Origin of the sequence: Luteimonas sp. MC1750 (assembly GCF_016615955.1) — a bacterium.
In the GTDB taxonomy this organism is placed as follows: domain Bacteria; phylum Pseudomonadota; class Gammaproteobacteria; order Xanthomonadales; family Xanthomonadaceae; genus Luteimonas.
In genome coordinates this window covers 2,339,979-2,356,123 of the sequence record NZ_CP067113.1, presented here as the reverse complement: position 1 = coordinate 2,356,123, position 16,145 = coordinate 2,339,979, and the positions used below count along the sequence as shown (strand labels likewise).

Genomic DNA, 16,145 nt, shown 5'->3' with positions numbered 1-16,145 from the left:
GCCTGCGCCCGCGGCCCCGCCCGCGCACGAAAGCGCGCTGGCGCGCAGCAGCCGCGCCGCGCTGTCCGACGACGGCCTGCTGGCCTCGGTGCTGCCCGGCTTCCGGCCGCGCAGTGCCCAGCAGGACCTGTCCGCGGCGGTCGCGACCGCATTCGAGGACCGCGAGCCGCTGCTGGCCGAGGCCGGGACGGGCACCGGCAAGACCTTCGCCTACCTGGTTCCGGCCCTGCTGTCCGGGCGCAAGACGATCGTCTCCACCGGCACCCGCGCGCTGCAGGACCAGCTCTACCATCGCGACCTGCCGCGGGTGCGCGACGCGCTCGGCCGCGGGCTGCGCACGGCGCTGCTGAAGGGCCGCGCCAATTACCTCTGCCGGCACCGGCTGGAGCGCGCGCGCGGCGAGAACCGCTTCCAGACTCCGGCGCAGGCCGTGCATTTCCAGCGCATCGTGGCCTGGAGCGGGCGCACGCGCATGGGCGATCTGGCGGAGCTCGAATCGCTGCCCGAGGATTCACCGCTGCTGCCGATGGTGACCTCGACCGCCGAGAACTGCCTGGGCAGCGAATGCCCGTTCTGGGGCGAGTGCTTCGTGGTCCAGGCCCGCCAGCGCGCCCAGGAGGCCGACGTGGTGGTGGTCAACCACCACCTGCTGCTGGCCGACCTGGCGCTGAAGCAGGAGGGCTTCGGCGAGATCCTGCCCGGCGCCGAGGCCTTCGTGATCGACGAGGCCCACCAGCTGCCCGAACTGGCGGCGCAGTTCTTCGGCGAAGGCCTTTCGGCGCGCCCGCTGGTCGAGCTCGCGCGCGACGCCATCTCCGAATGCCGCGAGGTGGCCGGCGCCCTGGCCATGCTGCAGGAGCCCGCGCGTGCGCTGGAACAGGCGACGCGCCAGCTGCGCGCGGCCATGGACGTCCTGCCGCTGCGTGGCACCCGCCCGCAGCTGCTGGCGGTGCCCGAGGTCGTCGAGGAGCTCGATGCGCTGGACGCCGCGCTGCTGGCGCTGGCCGTTGCGCTCGCGCCGCTGGCCGACGCGGCCCCCGGGCTCGAAGCCTGCCTGCTGCGCGCCCGCGACCAGCACGGTCGGCTGGGGCGCTGGCGCGACCTCGACGATGGTGGCCGCGACGCCGGCGAAGCGCAGGCGGCCGACGCCGGCACGGGTGAGTCGCAAGCCGCCGCGGGCGCTGGCGCTCCGGCTGCGCCCACCCGTGACGACGATGTCCGCTGGTACGAGCTCTCGCCGCGCGGCTTCCGCCTGCAGCGCACGCCCCTCGACGTGTCCGGTCCGCTGCGCGCCCACCGCGAGCGCTCGCGCGCGGCCTGGGTGTTCACCTCGGCGACCCTGGCGGTCGAGGGCCGCTTCGACCATCTCGCGCGCCGGCTGGGCCTGTACCAGCCGCGCACCCTGCTGGTGCCGAGCCCCTTCGACTGGTCCACCCAGGCGCTGTGCTACCTGCCGCCCGGTCTTCCGGAGCCGTCGGCGCGCGACTACACCGCCGCGATCACCGACGCGGTGCGCCCGGTGCTGGAAGCCTCCGGCGGTCGCGCCTTCCTGCTGTTCGCCTCGCACCGCGCGCTGCGCGAGGCCGCCGAGGCGCTGCGCGACGGCCCGTGGCCGCTGTTCGTGCAGGGCGAGGCGCCGCGCCACGTGCTGCTGCAGCGTTTCCGTGAATCCGGCAACGGCGTGCTGCTGGGGGCGGCCAGCTTCCGCGAGGGCGTCGACGTCGCCGGCGGCGCGCTCAGCGTGGTGGTGATCGACAAGCTGCCCTTCGCCTCGCCCGACGATCCGGTGTTCGAGGCGCGGCTGGAAGCCATCCGACGGGCGGGCGGCAACCCCTTCCGCGACGAGCAGGTGCCGCAGGCGGTGATCGCGCTCAAGCAGGGCGTGGGCCGGCTGATCCGCACCGAGACCGACCGCGGCGTGCTGGTGCTCTGCGATCCACGCCTGCTCGGCAAGGGCTATGGCAAGCGCTTCCTCGATTCGCTGCCGCCGTTCCCGCGCACCCGCGACGCCGCCGATGCGGTGGCGTTCTTCGGCGAAGCCTGATCCCGGCGCGCACGCGCTAACCTGTCGCACCCCGATTCCGGTTTTGTCGCGCATGCGCCTGCTCGCCATCGAGACCTCCACCGAAGCCTGCTCCGTCGCCGTGATGGTCGATGGCGAGGTGTGCGAGCGCTTCGCGATCGCCCCGCGCCGCCACGCCGAACTGGTGCTGCCGTGGGCCGAGGCACTGCTCGCCGAGGCCGGCACGCATCGCAGCGCACTCGATGCGGTCGCCGTGGGTCGCGGCCCGGGCGCGTTCACCGGCGTGCGGCTGGGGATTTCGATCGCCCAGGGCATCGCGCTCGCGCTCGGGCGCCCGCTGCTGCCGGTCTCGACCCTGGCCGTGCTGGCCATGGACGGGCTGCGCGACGGCGGTGACCGCGTGCTCGCCGCGATCGATGCGCGCATGGGCGAGGTCTATGCGGGTGCCTTCGCGCGCGACGGCGCCGGCCTGCGCGCGCTCGGGGCGGAGCGGGTGTCGGCTCCCGACGCCGTCGAGCCACCGGATGGGGGGCCGTGGACCGGCGTGGGGACCGGCTTCGCCGCCGCGGACGCGGCCCTGATGCGCCATCTCGGTGACCGGCTGGGCCCGGTCGACGCCGCGGCGCTGCCGCGTGCGGGCCAGCTCGTGCGCCTGGCCGCGCTGTCGATGGCGGCGGGCGGGGCGGTGGCGCCCGAGCTGGTGGAGCCGGCCTATCTGCGCAACCAGGTGGCCCTGACGCTGGCCGAGCAGGCCGCCGCGCGCGCCGCCCGCGGCTGAGGCTCAGTCGTCGACCAGCTCGCCGCCGGGCAGGAAGTTCCAGGTGCGGGTGACGTGGAGGACGTCGATCTCCTCCTCGGTGCGGGGCAGCGGCGGATAGGGCTCGGCCAGGCGCGCGATGCGCAGCGCGGCGGCGTCGAGCAGGCGCACGCCGCTGGACTGGATCACCTCGGCGCGCTCGACCGAGCCGTCGCGGCGGATGGCCACGCTGATCACCAGGGTGCCCGACAGCTGCCGGCGGCGGGCTTCGTCGGGATAGTTGAGGTTGCCCACGCGCTCGACCCGGTCCACCCACGCGCGCAGGTAGGTGGCATAGGCCCACTCCTGGGTCGAGGCCGAGACGAACTTGCGCTTGGGGCGCTTGGCGTAGCGTTCGGACTGCAGGTGGATCTCGGCCGCCAGCCGCGCCATGGCCAGGTCGCGCTCGATCTTCTCCGGCCCGCGTGGCAGCACCTGCTCCTCGACCTGCGGGGTGGCTTCGGGCGCCGCCACGGCGGCCTCGCCGCGGCGGCTGGCGACGACGCGCGCTTCCGGTGGCGGCGCGAGGTCGGGCGACTGCGCACGCACCGCGCGCTGCGCGACGCCGTCCTCGTCCTGCGGCAGCTGCCCGGCCTGGGCGTCGCGCGGCCGCCGGCTGGCCTCGTCCTCGCCGCCGCCCTGGTTGCTGGCCTGCGCGAGGAAGTCGGCCTGGGCCTGGGTCAGCGGACTGCTGGTGCGCGTCAGGATCACGTCGAGCGTGGGCAGCACCGGCGCCGCCTCCTCGAGCGCGAAGCCGACGCCGAGCACCACCATCGCGTGCACCAGCAGCGACAGCACCATGGTCGCGCCCAGGCGCTGCCGCTCGCCGACGCCCCCGGGGGCGACCATCGTGCTCACGTCCGCCCGGGATCCCGCGCCGCGGTCATGCCTGGACGCCCGGCGCCCCGCGCTCGATCGCATCGAACAGCAGCCCGGCGATGTTGAGCCCGAACTCCGCGTCGAGTTCGCGGATGCAGGTCGGACTGGTGACGTTGACCTCGGTGAGCCAGTCGCCGATCACGTCCAGGCCGACGAAGCGCATGCCGCGCCTGACCATCTCCGGTCCGACCTGCGCCGCGATCCAGCGGTCGCGTTCGCTCAGCGGGCGGCCTTCGCCGCGGCCACCGGCGGCGAGGTTGCCGCGGAACTCGTCGCCCTGCGGGATCCGCGCCAGGCAGTAGTCCACCGGCACGCCGTCGATCAGCAGGATGCGCTTGTCGCCTTCGCTGATCTCGGGCAGGTAGCGCTGCGCCATGGCCAGGTGGCGGCCGCCGTCGGTGAGCGTCTCGAGGATCACGTTGAGGTTGGATTCGCCGGTGGTGGCGCGGAAGATCGAGCGACCACCCATGCCGTCGAGCGGCTTCAGCACCGCCTGTCCGTGTTCGGCCACGAAGGCCTTGAGCGCCGCGGCCTCGCGGCTGACCAGGGTCGGCGGGCAGCACTGCGGGAACAGCAGCGCGGCCAGCTTCTCGTTGAGGTCGCGCAGGCCGCGCGGGTCGTTGACCACGTTGGCACCGGCCATCCGCGCGATGTCCAGGATCTGGGTGTCGTGCACGTAGTCGGCATCGACCGGTGGGTCGGTGCGCATCAGCACGACGTCGCCGGCCTGGAACTCGCGATGTGACGCAGCTCCCAGTTCGAACCAGTCGCGGGCGTCGTCGCGGACCGAGAGCGGGGCCGCGAGCGCGCGGGCGCGGCCCTGGTCCATCGACAGGCCTCCGGGCACGACGTAGTGCAGGCGATGGCCGCGGCGCTGCGCCTCGAGGAGCATGGCGAAGGTGGAGTCCTTCGCGACCTTGATCGACCCGATCGGATCCATCACGACGACGACATCAAGCGGCATACGGGCCTTCCACGGCAGTTAGTGACAAATGTTATCAGCTGTCGCGGGGAGCCATGCGCCGGACGCGCGTTTGCATGCGCGAAATGCCGCACGGCGCGCTTGACACCGGTGCGGCGGACTGCAAGATAGACGCTCGCAATGGGGCCGCAGTGCAGGCGCCATGCACGGGGAGACACGATGACGCAGGACCAAAGCCGCGCTGGCAGCCTGGAAGGCCTGCGCGTGATGGTGATCGACGACTCGAAGACGATCCGCCGGACGGCGGAGACGCTGCTGCGTCGCGAGGGCGCCGAGGTTGTGACCGCGACGGACGGGTTCGAGGCGCTTGCCAAGATCGCCGACCAGCGGCCGCAGATCATTTTCGTCGACATCATGATGCCGCGCCTGGATGGCTACCAGACCTGCGCGCTGATCAAGAACAACCAGCTGTTCAAGCACACGCCGGTGATCATGCTGTCCTCCAAGGACGGCCTGTTCGACAAGGCGCGCGGCCGCATCGTCGGCTCCGAGCAGTACGTCACCAAACCTTTCACGCGCGAGGAACTCCTCGACGCGATCCGAACGCACGTCAACACCTGACCGGGGGGACAGGGACACCATGGCAAAGATCCTGCTGATCGAGGATTCGCCGACCGACACCGCGGTGTTGACCCAGCTCCTCGAGCGCAACGGGCACCAGGTGATCGCGCGCACCAACGCCGAGGACGGCATCGAGGCGGCGCGTGCCGAGCTGCCCGACCTGGTCCTGATGGACGTCGTGCTGCCCGGCATGAACGGCTTCCAGGCGACCCGCGCGTTGTCGCGCGACTCCGCCACCACCGCCATCCCGGTGCTGATCGTCAGCACCAAGGGCATGGAGACCGACAAGGCCTGGGGCATGCGCCAAGGCGCGCGCGGCTACGTGGTCAAGCCTCCGGTCGAAGCCGACCTCATCGAGCGCATCAACGCGCTGCTGGGCGGCTGAAGTGGGCCGCCGCGACACCGGCCGCCGCGCGGGCGACCCCTTCGAGGTCCTCGCGGGCTTCGAGCGGCGCAGCCTGGCGCACGTCGTCGGGCTGCCCGAGCAGCTCGACGCGCCCGGCCTGTGGCGTGGCGTCGGCTACCGCGTCGGCCCGCGCCTGCTGGCCTCCGGCTTCGACGAGGTGGTGGAAATCCTGCCGCTGCCGCCGCTGACGCCGGTGCCCGGCGCGCAGTCGTGGATGCTCGGCGTGGCCAACATCCGCGGCAGCCTGCTGCCGGTGGTCGACCTGCGCCTGTTCCTCGAGGGCGAGCGCACGGTGATCCACGAAGGCCAGCGCGTGCTTGTGGTGCGCCAGCCCGGCGGCAACGTGGCGGTGACCATCGACGAACTGTTCGGCCAGCGCAGCTTCCTGGAAGAACAGCAGTCGTCGCACGAGGCCCTCGCCGAGGGGCGCTATTCCGGCTTCATCGATCGCGCCTACAAGGTGGGCGGCCACGCATGGGGCGTCTTCAGCCTGGACCGGCTGTCGCGCACTCCCGAATTCAGACAAGCAGCGGCCTGACGCCGCATCCGACAGGCCAGAGGTAATCCATGAGCAACGTCATCGACAACGAGACCGGCAAGGGTCGGACCATCGGCGCCAGGGTCTGGATCTGGCTGCTGATCGCCTCGCTCGCGATCTTCGCCGGCAACACGATCTACGCGATGACCAAGGCCTCGCGCCTGGGCGGTGCCAGCACCGCGGCCTCGAGCCTGCAGGTGAACTCGCAGCGCCTGGCCAACCAGGGCCGGGAAGCGGTGGACGGCAGCGCCGAATCCTACGCGGCGTTCAAGGCCACCAAGGCGGCGGTCGACAGCGACATCCAGCAGCTGGTCGCCAACTTCGGCGGCACGCCCGACGTCGCCGGCGAGATCCGCACCGTGGCCGCGACCTGGGAGCCGCTGTCGGCAAGCGCCGAGCAGGTGATCGCGTCCGAAGGCGCGGTCGTGGCCTTCGCCGGCAACGCCCAGCGCTTCACCCAGGCGGTTCCGCAGCTGCAGGCGCAGCTCGACGAAGTGGTGCGCGCGATGTCGGCCAGCGGTTCGCCGTCGTCGCAGATCTACATCGCGCTGCGCGAGGTGGTGCTGGCCTCGACCATGGCCCGTCGCGTGACCGAGATCCAGGCGGGCGGTGCCGCGGCATCGGTGGCCGGTGACGCGCTGGCGCGCGACGCGGGCGTCTTCGAGCAGGTGCTGACCGGCCTGCGTTCGGGCGACGAGGCCATGAACGTGCAGCCGCTGGCGAACGCCGGCGCGCTGGCCGCGCTGGCCCAGGCGACCACGCAGTGGGAGGAGATGAAGAAGGACCTGGACGCGATCCTGGCCAGCTCGCAGAACCTCTTCGGCGCGCAGACCGCGGCCGCCTCGCTGGCCACCGGTTCCAACAAGCTGCTGTCGGACAGCGAGTCGCTGTTCCAGTCGCTGACCACCTTCGGCTCGCTCAACGACACGTCGATCCTCGGCAACATCTGGATCTCGATCGTGTTCGGCGCGCTGGCGCTCTTGGCCATCGTCGGACTGCTGCGCGAACTGAGCCGCGACCAGCGGGTCCGCTACGAGACCACGATGGAGCTCAACAACCGCAACCAGGAGGCGATCATGCGCCTGCTGGACGAAATGGGCTCGCTCGCGGAAGGCGACCTCACGGTGAAGGCCACGGTGACCGAGGACATGACCGGCGCCATCGCCGACTCGATCAACTTCGCCGTCGAGCAGCTGCGCAGCCTGGTGCAGACGATCAACGACACCTCGGTGCAGGTGGCGTCCAGCGCGCAGGAAACGCAGGCCACCGCCATGCACCTGGCCGAGGCCGCCGAGCACCAGGCGCAGGAGATCAGCTCCGCGTCGGACCGCATCAACGAGATGGCGCAGTCCATCAACCAGGTGTCGCGCAACTCCGCCGAGTCCGCGGACGTGGCGCAGCGCTCGGTGCAGATCGCGACCAAGGGCGCGGGCGTGGTGCGCGAGACGATCGCCGGCATGGACACCATCCGCGGCCAGATCCAGGAGACCTCCAAGCGCATCAAGCGGCTGGGTGAAAGCTCGCAGGAAATCGGCTCGATCGTCGAACTGATCAACGACATCTCGGAGCAGACCAACATCCTGGCGCTGAACGCGGCGATCCAGGCGGCGTCGGCCGGTGAGGCGGGCCGCGGCTTCGCGGTGGTGGCCGACGAAGTGCAGCGACTCGCGGAACGCGCCTCGAACGCCACCAAGCGCATCGAGACCCTGGTCGAGACCATCCAGGCCGACACCAACGAGGCCGTCAGCTCGATGGAGCAGACGACTTCCGAGGTGGTCGCCGGTGCGCGCCTGGCCGAGGACGCCGGTACCGCGCTGGGCGAGATCGAAAACGTCTCGACCAGCCTGGCGGCGCTCATCGAAGGCATCTCGAGCGCTTCGCAGCAGCAGTCCGCCGCGGCCTCGAACATCACCGAGACGATGAACACGATCCAGTCGATCACCGCGCAGACCTCGCAGGGTGCCAACCAGACGGCGGCCTCGATCGGAAACCTCGCGCAGCTGGCGGCGGACCTCCGCCGCTCGGTTGCCGACTTCAAGCTGCCGGCCTGATTCCAGTCCGATGACCGCCCTGCGCGACGCGATCGACTACACCACGCTCGGCTGGGTCAAGCCGGAGCTCGACGAGACCCTGCGCCAGGCGCGGATCGAGATCGAGGACTTCGCCGCCGACCCGACCGACACCAGCCGCATGCGCTTTTGCGCGGGCTACCTGCACCAGGTGCAGGGCACGCTGCGCATGGTCGAGCTGTACGCGCCGGCGATGGTGGCCGAGGAAATGGAGCGCCTGGCCCAGGCGCTGCAGGACGGCGCCGTGGCCGACCGCGACAGCGCCTGCGCGATGCTGATGCGCGGCGTGGTGCTGCTGCCCGACTACCTGGAGCGCCTGCAGAGCGGCCACAAGGACATCCCGATCGTCCTGTTGCCCCTGCTCAACGACCTGCGCGCCGCGCGCGGCGAGCCGGGACTGTCGGAAAGCGTGCTGTTCGCGCCCGACCTGCAGCGTCCGCTGCCGGGCGACCTGGCGCAGGCCGTGGTCGCCAACGATCCGGTGCCGGTGCGCAACGCACGCGCCCAGCCGCTGCTGGCCGACCTGCGTGCTTCGATGGCCGATTGGCCCGAGTCGGGAACGGTCGCGGATCCGAACGCGCTGTCGTCCGCACTCGAACACCTGCTGGGACATGTCCAGGCGGAGCCGGCACGGCGCATGCTGTGGGTCGCCGCTTCGGTGGCCAAGGCCGTGGCCGATGGCGCGCTGCCGTCGACGCCCGCGCTGCGCCAGGCCTTTGCCAGCGTCGAGCGCGAATCGCGCCGGCTGTTCGAGGACGATGGCTTCGGCGTGCCGCGCGCGGAGTCCGCGCTCGAGCCGACCCGCCAGCTGCTCTACCACGCGGCCCACGCGACCACCGACCATGCCGCGCTGCGTGCGCTGCACGAGACCTTCGAGCTGCAGCAGCAGCTCCCGACCGACTCCGAAATCAGCCACGCCCAGGGCAGCATGAGCGGGCGCAACCGCGCGCTGCTCGACACCGTGGCCGCGGCCGTCAAGGAAGACCTGCTGCGGGTCAAGGACGCGCTCGACCTCTACCTGCGCACCGCCGAAACCGACCTGTCACGCCTGGCGCCGCAGGTCGAGGCGCTGGGGCGCGTGGCCGATACGCTGGGCATGCTCGGCCTCGGCGTCGCGCGCGGCGTGGTGGAACAGCAGCGTACCGCCATGGCGCAGATCGTCGGCGGCCAGCGGGCGGCCGACGAGGGTGCGCTGCTCGACGTCGCCGGCGCGCTGCTGTACGTCGACGCCACGCTGGACGACCAGGTCGCGCGCCTCGGCGCCGGCGACCAGGGCGCGCCCGAGCAGGGCGACCTGGCCGCGGGCGAGGCCGACAAGGTGCTCGACGTGCTTGCGCGCGAGGCGATCGCGAATTTCGCCGATGCCCGACAGGCCTTCGTCGCCTTCATCGAGACCGGCTGGGACCATGCCGAGCTCGCCGAGGTGCCGCGCCTGCTCGGCGAGGTGTCCGGTGCGCTGCAGATGCTCGAGCTGCCGCAGCCGGCCGCCTACCTGACCGGCGTCCGGCGCTACATCGAGGACGAACTCATCGCCAGCCGGCGCGTGCCCAACGGCCGCCAGCTGGACACCTTCGCCGACGCGCTGGCGAGTCTGGAGTACTACCTCGAGGCGCTGCGCGAGCGGCGCTTCAACCGCGACGAGATCCTGGACGTCAGCCGGCACAGCCTGGAAAGCCTGGGCTACTGGCCGCTGCCGGCAAGCCGGGCGCACGACGCGGTGTCGCCGGACGCCGGCGAGGCTCCGGCGGTCGTGAGCAGCGCCGACATCGAGCGCACGATCGAGGCGCTCATCGATCGCGGCCCTGCCGGTGCCGCCGAGGCGACCGCGTCCGGCGCGGCGTCGGCCGACGCTGCAGCCGACGCCCGACCGGCCCCCGCGCCGGCGCCGGCATCCGGAGCCGCCGCAGGCCAGGGTGGCTTCGAGGCGACCGGAGACGAGATCGACGACGACATCCGCGAGGTCTTCCTCGAGGAGTTCGCCGAAGAGATCGACAACCTCGACCAGCTGCTGCCGCTCTGGCGCGCGCAGCCCGCGGACCTGGAGCGCCTGCGCCCGATCCGCCGCGTCTTTCACACGCTGAAGGGCAGTGGCCGGCTGGTCGGCGCACGCACGCTCGGCGAGTTCAGCTGGAAGATCGAGAACATGCTCAACCGCGTGCTGGACGGCACGCGCGTGGCGAGCCCGGCGGTGGTCGCGATGGTCGACCAGGCCTTCTACACCCTGCCGCAGCTGCAGGCCGCCCTGCGCGGCGATGGCACCGTCCAGGCCGACCTCGAGCGCATGCAGGGCTCGGCCGACCGCATCGCGGCGGGTGACGAAGGCATGCCCGAAGAGGCCAGTGCCGGCCAGGCGACGACGCCGTCGGCGCCGGTCGCGCCGGTTGCCGCGGCGGAACCTGCGGTCGTCGAGCCGCCGGTCGCGGTGCCGCCCGTGGACGCTCATGACGAGCCCGTCGCGTCCGTGCCGGTGGAGGCCACTGAGGCCGAGCCTGCGGCCGACGCGGCGGAATCGCTGGACATGGTGCCCGCCTCGGTGGACGCCCTGCTGCTCGAGATCCTCGATGCCGAGGTCACCGGCCACCTGGTGACCGTTGACGCGTGGGTCGATCGGGCCGGTGCGGGCGACGCGCGGGCGTCGGAAGAACTGCTGCGCGCGCTGCACACCATGAACGGCGCGTTCGCGATGACCGAGCTGCCGACGGTCGCGCAGGCACTGACGCCGGCCGAAGGCTACGTCCGTCGACTCCTGGCCGCCGGTACGCCGGCGTCGGGCGAGGGCGTGGCCGCGATCGGCCAGCTGGCCGCGGTCACGCGTGCCGCCATCGTCGGCCTGCAGGCGACGAGCCCGCAGGTGCCGGTCGCCGCCGCGCTGGCCGCGCGCCTGCTGTCGCTGCGCGACGACCTGCCCGAACCCGCGCCGCTGGATTTCGAGGCCCTTGCCGCGGCTGCGCGGGATCCGGACGACGCGATCATCGAAGGCGCCACCCCGGAGCTGGTCGACATCGACCTGAGCGAGTACGCAGGCTTCGGCTCCGCGCCGGCGATGGGCGACGGGGCTGCGACGCTCGTTGAAGCGGAACGCCTGGAGGGGGAGCGCGTCGAGACCGAGCGCCTTGAAGCGGAGCGACTTGAAGCGGAACGCGTTGAAGCGGAACGCATTGAAGCGGAGCGGCTCGACGCTGAGCGCATCGAAAACGAGCGCGTTGAAGCAGAGCGGCTTGAAGCCGAGCGGATTGAAGCAGAACGCCTCGAAGCAGAACAGCTTGAAGCGGAACGGCTTGAAGCGGAGCTTCTCGAAGCCGAACGCATCGAAGCCGAGCGTCTCGAAACCGAGCGTCTCGAAAGCGTGCGCCGCGAAGCCGAGGCGCTCGAAGCCGAACGCGCCGAGGCGGCACGCCTGGCCGAGGCGATGGACGAGGCAGCAGAGCTCGAGGCGCAGCAGCTCGCGGCCGCGCGTCTGGTCGAAGAAGCGCGCGAAGCCGAGCTCGAAGCGGCGCGCATCGAGGCGGAACGGGTTGAAGCCGAGCGCATCGAGTCCGAGCGTCTCGACGCCGAGCGCGCCGAAGCCGAACGCCTCGAAGCCGAACGCCTCGAGCTGGCCGAGCTCGAAGCCCAGATCCTCGAGCTCGAGCGGCTCGACGCCGAACGACTCGAGGCGGAACGCGTCGAAGCCGAGCGGCTCGAAGCCGAACGCCTGGACGCCGAGCGCCGCGAACAGGAGCGCCTGGACGCCGAACGCGCCGAGGCCGAGCGCCTGGAGGCCGAACGCCTCGCCGCCGAGCAGGCCGAAGCCGATCGCCTGGAGGCCGAACGCCTCGAAGCCGAGCGCGCGGAGGCTGCGCGCATCGAGGCCGAACGCCTGGAACTGGAACGCGCCGAAGCCGAGCGCCAGGCCGCCCAGCGCATGGACGCCGATCGCGAGATCGCCGCGGCCAGCGCCGCGATGCTGGCCGCCATTCCGACCGACGAGGATCCCGACGCCAGCTTCGATTTCACCGGCCTGGATACCGAGCTGGTCGACATTTTCGTCGAGGAAGGCCGCGACCTGCTGGACCATTCCGACGGCCTGCTCGCCAGGCTGCGCGAGTCCGCGGACGACCGGGAGTCCCTGGTCGGCCTGCAGCGCGACCTCCATACCCTCAAGGGTGGCGCGCGCATGGCCGGCGTGTTCGCCATCGGCGAGCTCGGGCACTCCATGGAGTCGCTGCTCGAGGCGGTGTCCGAACAGCGCTTCGACCTGTCGCGCAGCGACGTGCCCCTGCTCGAGCGCGGCTTCGACCGGCTGCACGCCATGGTCACCCGCGTCGGCGAAGGCCGCGCGATCAATCCTTCGCAGGGCCTGATCGACGCGTTCGACGCCCGTGCCCGTGGCGAGGAGCTGTCCGCCGAGGCGCTGGCCTCGCCCGCGCCGCGCGTCCCGGCGCCGGCGGTCGCGCTGAAGCCGCTGACCGCGCCGATCAGCGATCCGCTGCAGTCGGACGAGGACGACATCACCATCCGCGCGCCGCAGGAACAGGTGCGCATCCGCGCCGACCTGCTCGACCGCCTGGTGAACTACGCCGGCGAGGTGGCCATCTACCGCGCGCGACTCGAGCAGCAGCTCGGTGCGTTCCGCGGCGCGATGGGCGAGATGGAGCAGACCAACATGCGTCTGCGCGACCAGCTCCGCCGCCTCGACATCGAGACCGAAGCGCAGATCATCGCGCGCTACCAGCGCGAGCAGGACAGCGCGGACGCGACCTTCGACCCGCTCGAACTCGACCGTTTCTCGACCCTGCAGCAGCTTTCGCGCGCGCTGGCCGAGTCCGCGGCCGACCTGTCGAGCCTGCAGGGCACGCTCGACGACCTGACCCGCCAGTACGAGACCCTGCTGCTGCAGCAGTCGCGGGTCAGCTCGGACCTGCAGGAAGGCCTCATGCGCACGCGCATGGTGCCGTTCGACTCGCTGGTGCCGCGCCTGCGCCGCGTGGTCCGCCAGGCGGCGTCCGAAACCGGCAAGCACGCCCAGCTCAGGCTGGACGGCGCGCAGGGCGAGCTCGACCGCAACGTGCTGGAGCGCATGACCGCGCCGCTGGAGCACATGCTCCGCAACGCGGTTGCGCACGGCCTGGAGAAGCCGGGATCGCGCCGCGACGCCGGCAAGGCCGACGAGGGCACGGTGCGCATCTCGGTGCGCCGCGAAGGCTCGGAAGTCGTGCTCGAGGTCGCGGACGACGGCAGCGGCCTGGACCGCGAGGCGATCCGTCGCCGGGGCATCGAGCGCGGACTGCTGCGCGAAGACGCGATCCTGGCCGACAGCGACCTCGACAGCCTGATCTTCCAGCCGGGCTTCTCCACCGCCGACGAGGTCAGCCGGCTGTCGGGCCGCGGCGTCGGCATGGACGTGGTGGCCAGCGAAGTCCGCCAGCTGGGCGGCGCGCTCGACATCGCCAGCCAGCGCGGCAAGGGCACCACCTTCACCATGCGCCTGCCGCAGACGCTGGCGGTGACCCAGGCGGTGTTCGTCAGGATCGGCGAGACCAGCTTCGCGGTGCCGATCGCATCGGTCCGCGGCGTCGGCCGCATCGCCCGCGAGGACTTCGAGCGCGAAGGCGCGACCTATGCCTACGGCGGCGAGGACTACGCGGTGCACGACCTCGGCGGCCTGGTCGGGCATGCCGCGGCGCGCGCCGAAGGCCACCTGCAGATGCCGCTGCTGCTGATCCGCTCCGGCGAGCTGCGCGTGGCGGTGGCGGTGGACCAGATCACCGGCAACCGCGAGATCGTGGTCAAGCCGGTCGGCCCGCAGGTCGCCTCGGTGCCGGGCATCTTCGGCGCCACGATCATGGGCGACGGCAGCGTCGTGGTGATCCTCGACGTCGCCCCGCTGGTGCGCCGCCAGCAGGTCGCCCTGCCGCGCGACGTGACCCCGGTGGAGACGCCGGAACAGCGCCGCGTGCCGCTGGTCATGGTGGTCGACGACTCGATCACCATGCGCAAGGTCACCGGTCGCGTGCTCGAACGCCACAACTACGAGGTTTCGACCGCGAAGGACGGCCTGGATGCGCTGGAGCGGATGGTCGAGCGCGTGCCCGACCTGATGCTGCTCGACATCGAGATGCCGCGGATGGACGGCTACGAGCTGGCCACGGCGATGAAGGCCGACCCGCGCCTGCGCAACGTGCCGATCATCATGATCACCTCGCGTACCGGCGAGAAGCATCGCCAGCGTGCGTTCGAGATCGGCGTCGAGCGCTACCTCGGCAAGCCGTACCAGGAGAACGAGCTGCTGCGCAACGTCAACGACCTGCTGAAGAGCGTCCGCAATGGCTGAGCCGGTCCACCAGGCCGTGCGCGTGCTGCTGCTGGCCCGCGAAGGCGAGGCGAGGCTGCGGCTCGAGGCGGCGCTGGCCGATGCCGGCGCGGAGCTGCTGGGCGCGGTCGATCCGGCCACGGGCGATCCCGATGAGGCGCGCGCGCTGCGCCCGGCGGTGGTGCTGGTGGCGCTCGAGCCCGCGATCGAGGATGCGCTGGAGCGCTACGACGCCCTGCTGTCGGATCCGGCGGTGCTGGTGATGTTCGACGAGGCCGACGTGGCCGCGCGCCGCGACGGCTGGGACGCGGCGCGCTGGGTGCGCCACCTCGCGGCCAAGCTCCACGGCCACGAGGACGTGCTGCCGCCCGGTGGCGAATCCGAGGACACGGTGCATCCGGTCCCGGGCGGGCTGCCGGAGCGTGCGTTCGATCCGCAGAGCATCGACATCGGCGCCATGGCCGATGCGGCACAGGACCTGGCCGCCGAAGTGCCGCGCGCGGACGACTTCGACGCCTCGCCCGCGGACGCGCCTGCGGGTTTCTCCGGCCTGGTGGCCGCGGAGGACATGGACTGGTCGTCGGCGGGTGGCGACGAACTCTCGCTCGCCGACGATCCGGCGCTGGCGGAGCTGATCGCCAGCGCCGCCGCATCGCGCGAAGGCATCGAGGGCGACGCCGACCGCGCGGAAGACAGCTTGGCCGGCCGCGACGGCGGATCCACCTTCGACACCGCAGGGCTTTCCTTCGCGGAAGAACCCGCTGTCCCGGCCGGCAACGAGCCGCCAGTTGATGCGCACGCGTCCGCGCCTGCCCGCGATCCGCTGTCGCTGGGCGACGGCCTGTCGCTGGCAGACGATGACGCGCCGCTGGCCACGCGCGAGCCGGCCGGCACGATCGACCTGGACGCCCTCGAGTCGCGCCTGGAAGGGCTGTCCCTGGCCGACGACGAGTCAGGGCCGATCGCCACGCGTGATGCGGGTGCGAACGCGATCGATCTCGACGCCCTGGGTTCGCGGCTCGACGGCATCTCGCTGGCCGATCCGGACAGCTACGGCCACGGGCAGCTTCGCGGCGCCGTGGTGGTCGAGGCCGGCCTCGGCGGACCCGATGCGGTGCGCCAGCTGCTCGGCGGCCTGGGTGAGGAGTTCGCCCGCACCGTGCTGGTGCGGCTGCAGCTGGATGGCGGCCGCTACGAGCGGCTGGTGCAGCAGATGCAGCGGGCCAGCGCACTGCCGGTCGCGCTGGCCGAGACCGGCCACCTCGCCGAGGCGGGCACGGTGTACTTCCTGGCGCCGGGCGTCACCATCGTCGACGATCGCGCGCGGCTGCGTTTCGCCGATGCCGGCGGCGACCAGGCGACCGGCTATGACGCACTGCCGGCGACGGACAGCGCACTGGTGTTCCTGAGCGGCGCCAGCGTCGAGCGCGTGGAGCGCGCCGCGGCGATGGCCGATGCCGGCGCCCTGGTGCTCGCGCAGGCCCCCGGGAGCTGCTACGACGGCGCGGCGGTGACGGCGCTGGTCGCACAGGGCGCGGTGTCGGCCGAACCCGGCGACCTGGCCCAGGCCCTGATCGACCGCTGGCCCTGACGAGACAC

The 16,145-nt window shown here is 72.1% G+C and carries 10 protein-coding genes; 8 read left to right on the top strand and 2 right to left on the bottom strand.

What is annotated here, in order from left to right; all coding sequences use genetic code 11:
• Positions 1 to 37 precede the first annotated feature (37 nt).
• Together JGR68_RS11070 and tsaB are read left to right on the top strand one after the other, a co-directional pair.
• Entirely contained in the window at positions 38 to 2,044 is a 2,007-nt protein-coding gene (locus JGR68_RS11070; protein ID WP_234446648.1) for an ATP-dependent DNA helicase, read from the top strand.
• Between the two features lie 52 nt (positions 2,045 to 2,096).
• Positions 2,097 to 2,801, top strand: a complete 705-nt coding sequence (gene tsaB / locus JGR68_RS11065) for a tRNA (adenosine(37)-N6)-threonylcarbamoyltransferase complex dimerization subunit type 1 TsaB (protein ID WP_199362790.1) — start codon at positions 2,097 to 2,099, stop codon at positions 2,799 to 2,801.
• Between the two features lie 3 nt (positions 2,802 to 2,804).
• Here the strand turns inward: tsaB and JGR68_RS11060 are convergent, their stop codons facing one another.
• Together JGR68_RS11060 and gshB are read right to left on the bottom strand one after the other, a co-directional pair.
• A complete protein-coding gene (locus JGR68_RS11060) occupies positions 2,805 to 3,677 on the bottom strand; it encodes a TonB family protein (protein WP_199362793.1) in 873 nt (290 codons plus the stop codon).
• 25 nt (positions 3,678 to 3,702) lie between these two features.
• A complete protein-coding gene (gene gshB / locus JGR68_RS11055) occupies positions 3,703 to 4,662 on the bottom strand; it encodes a glutathione synthase (protein ID WP_199362795.1) in 960 nt (319 codons plus the stop codon).
• Between the two features lie 177 nt (positions 4,663 to 4,839).
• Here gshB and pilG point away from each other — a divergent pair, with 177 nt between their 5' ends.
• From pilG to JGR68_RS11025, 6 genes are read left to right on the top strand one after another with little or no spacing between them, the layout of a single operon-like run.
• Complete coding sequence (gene pilG / locus JGR68_RS11050) at positions 4,840 to 5,241, top strand: twitching motility response regulator PilG (protein WP_199362798.1); 402 nt, start codon at positions 4,840 to 4,842, stop codon at positions 5,239 to 5,241.
• 19 nt (positions 5,242 to 5,260) lie between these two features.
• Positions 5,261 to 5,626, top strand: a complete 366-nt coding sequence (locus JGR68_RS11045; RefSeq protein WP_199362801.1) for a response regulator — start codon at positions 5,261 to 5,263, stop codon at positions 5,624 to 5,626.
• A gap of 1 nt (position 5,627) precedes the next feature.
• A complete protein-coding gene (locus JGR68_RS11040) occupies positions 5,628 to 6,185 on the top strand; it encodes a chemotaxis protein CheW (RefSeq protein WP_199362803.1) in 558 nt (185 codons plus the stop codon).
• Between the two features lie 29 nt (positions 6,186 to 6,214).
• Positions 6,215 to 8,236, top strand: coding sequence for a methyl-accepting chemotaxis protein (locus JGR68_RS11035; RefSeq protein WP_199362805.1), 2,022 nt, complete (start codon positions 6,215 to 6,217; stop codon positions 8,234 to 8,236).
• 10 nt (positions 8,237 to 8,246) lie between these two features.
• Positions 8,247 to 14,567 carry an Hpt domain-containing protein gene (locus JGR68_RS14130; protein ID WP_199362808.1) on the top strand — a complete coding sequence of 2,107 codons (6,321 nt, stop codon included), beginning with the start codon at positions 8,247 to 8,249 and terminating at the stop codon, positions 14,565 to 14,567.
• Positions 14,560 to 16,137, top strand: coding sequence for a chemotaxis protein CheB (locus JGR68_RS11025; protein ID WP_199362810.1), 1,578 nt, complete (start codon positions 14,560 to 14,562; stop codon positions 16,135 to 16,137). The genes JGR68_RS14130 and JGR68_RS11025 overlap by 8 nt, the downstream gene beginning before the upstream one ends.
• The last annotated feature ends 8 nt before the right edge of the window (positions 16,138 to 16,145 follow it).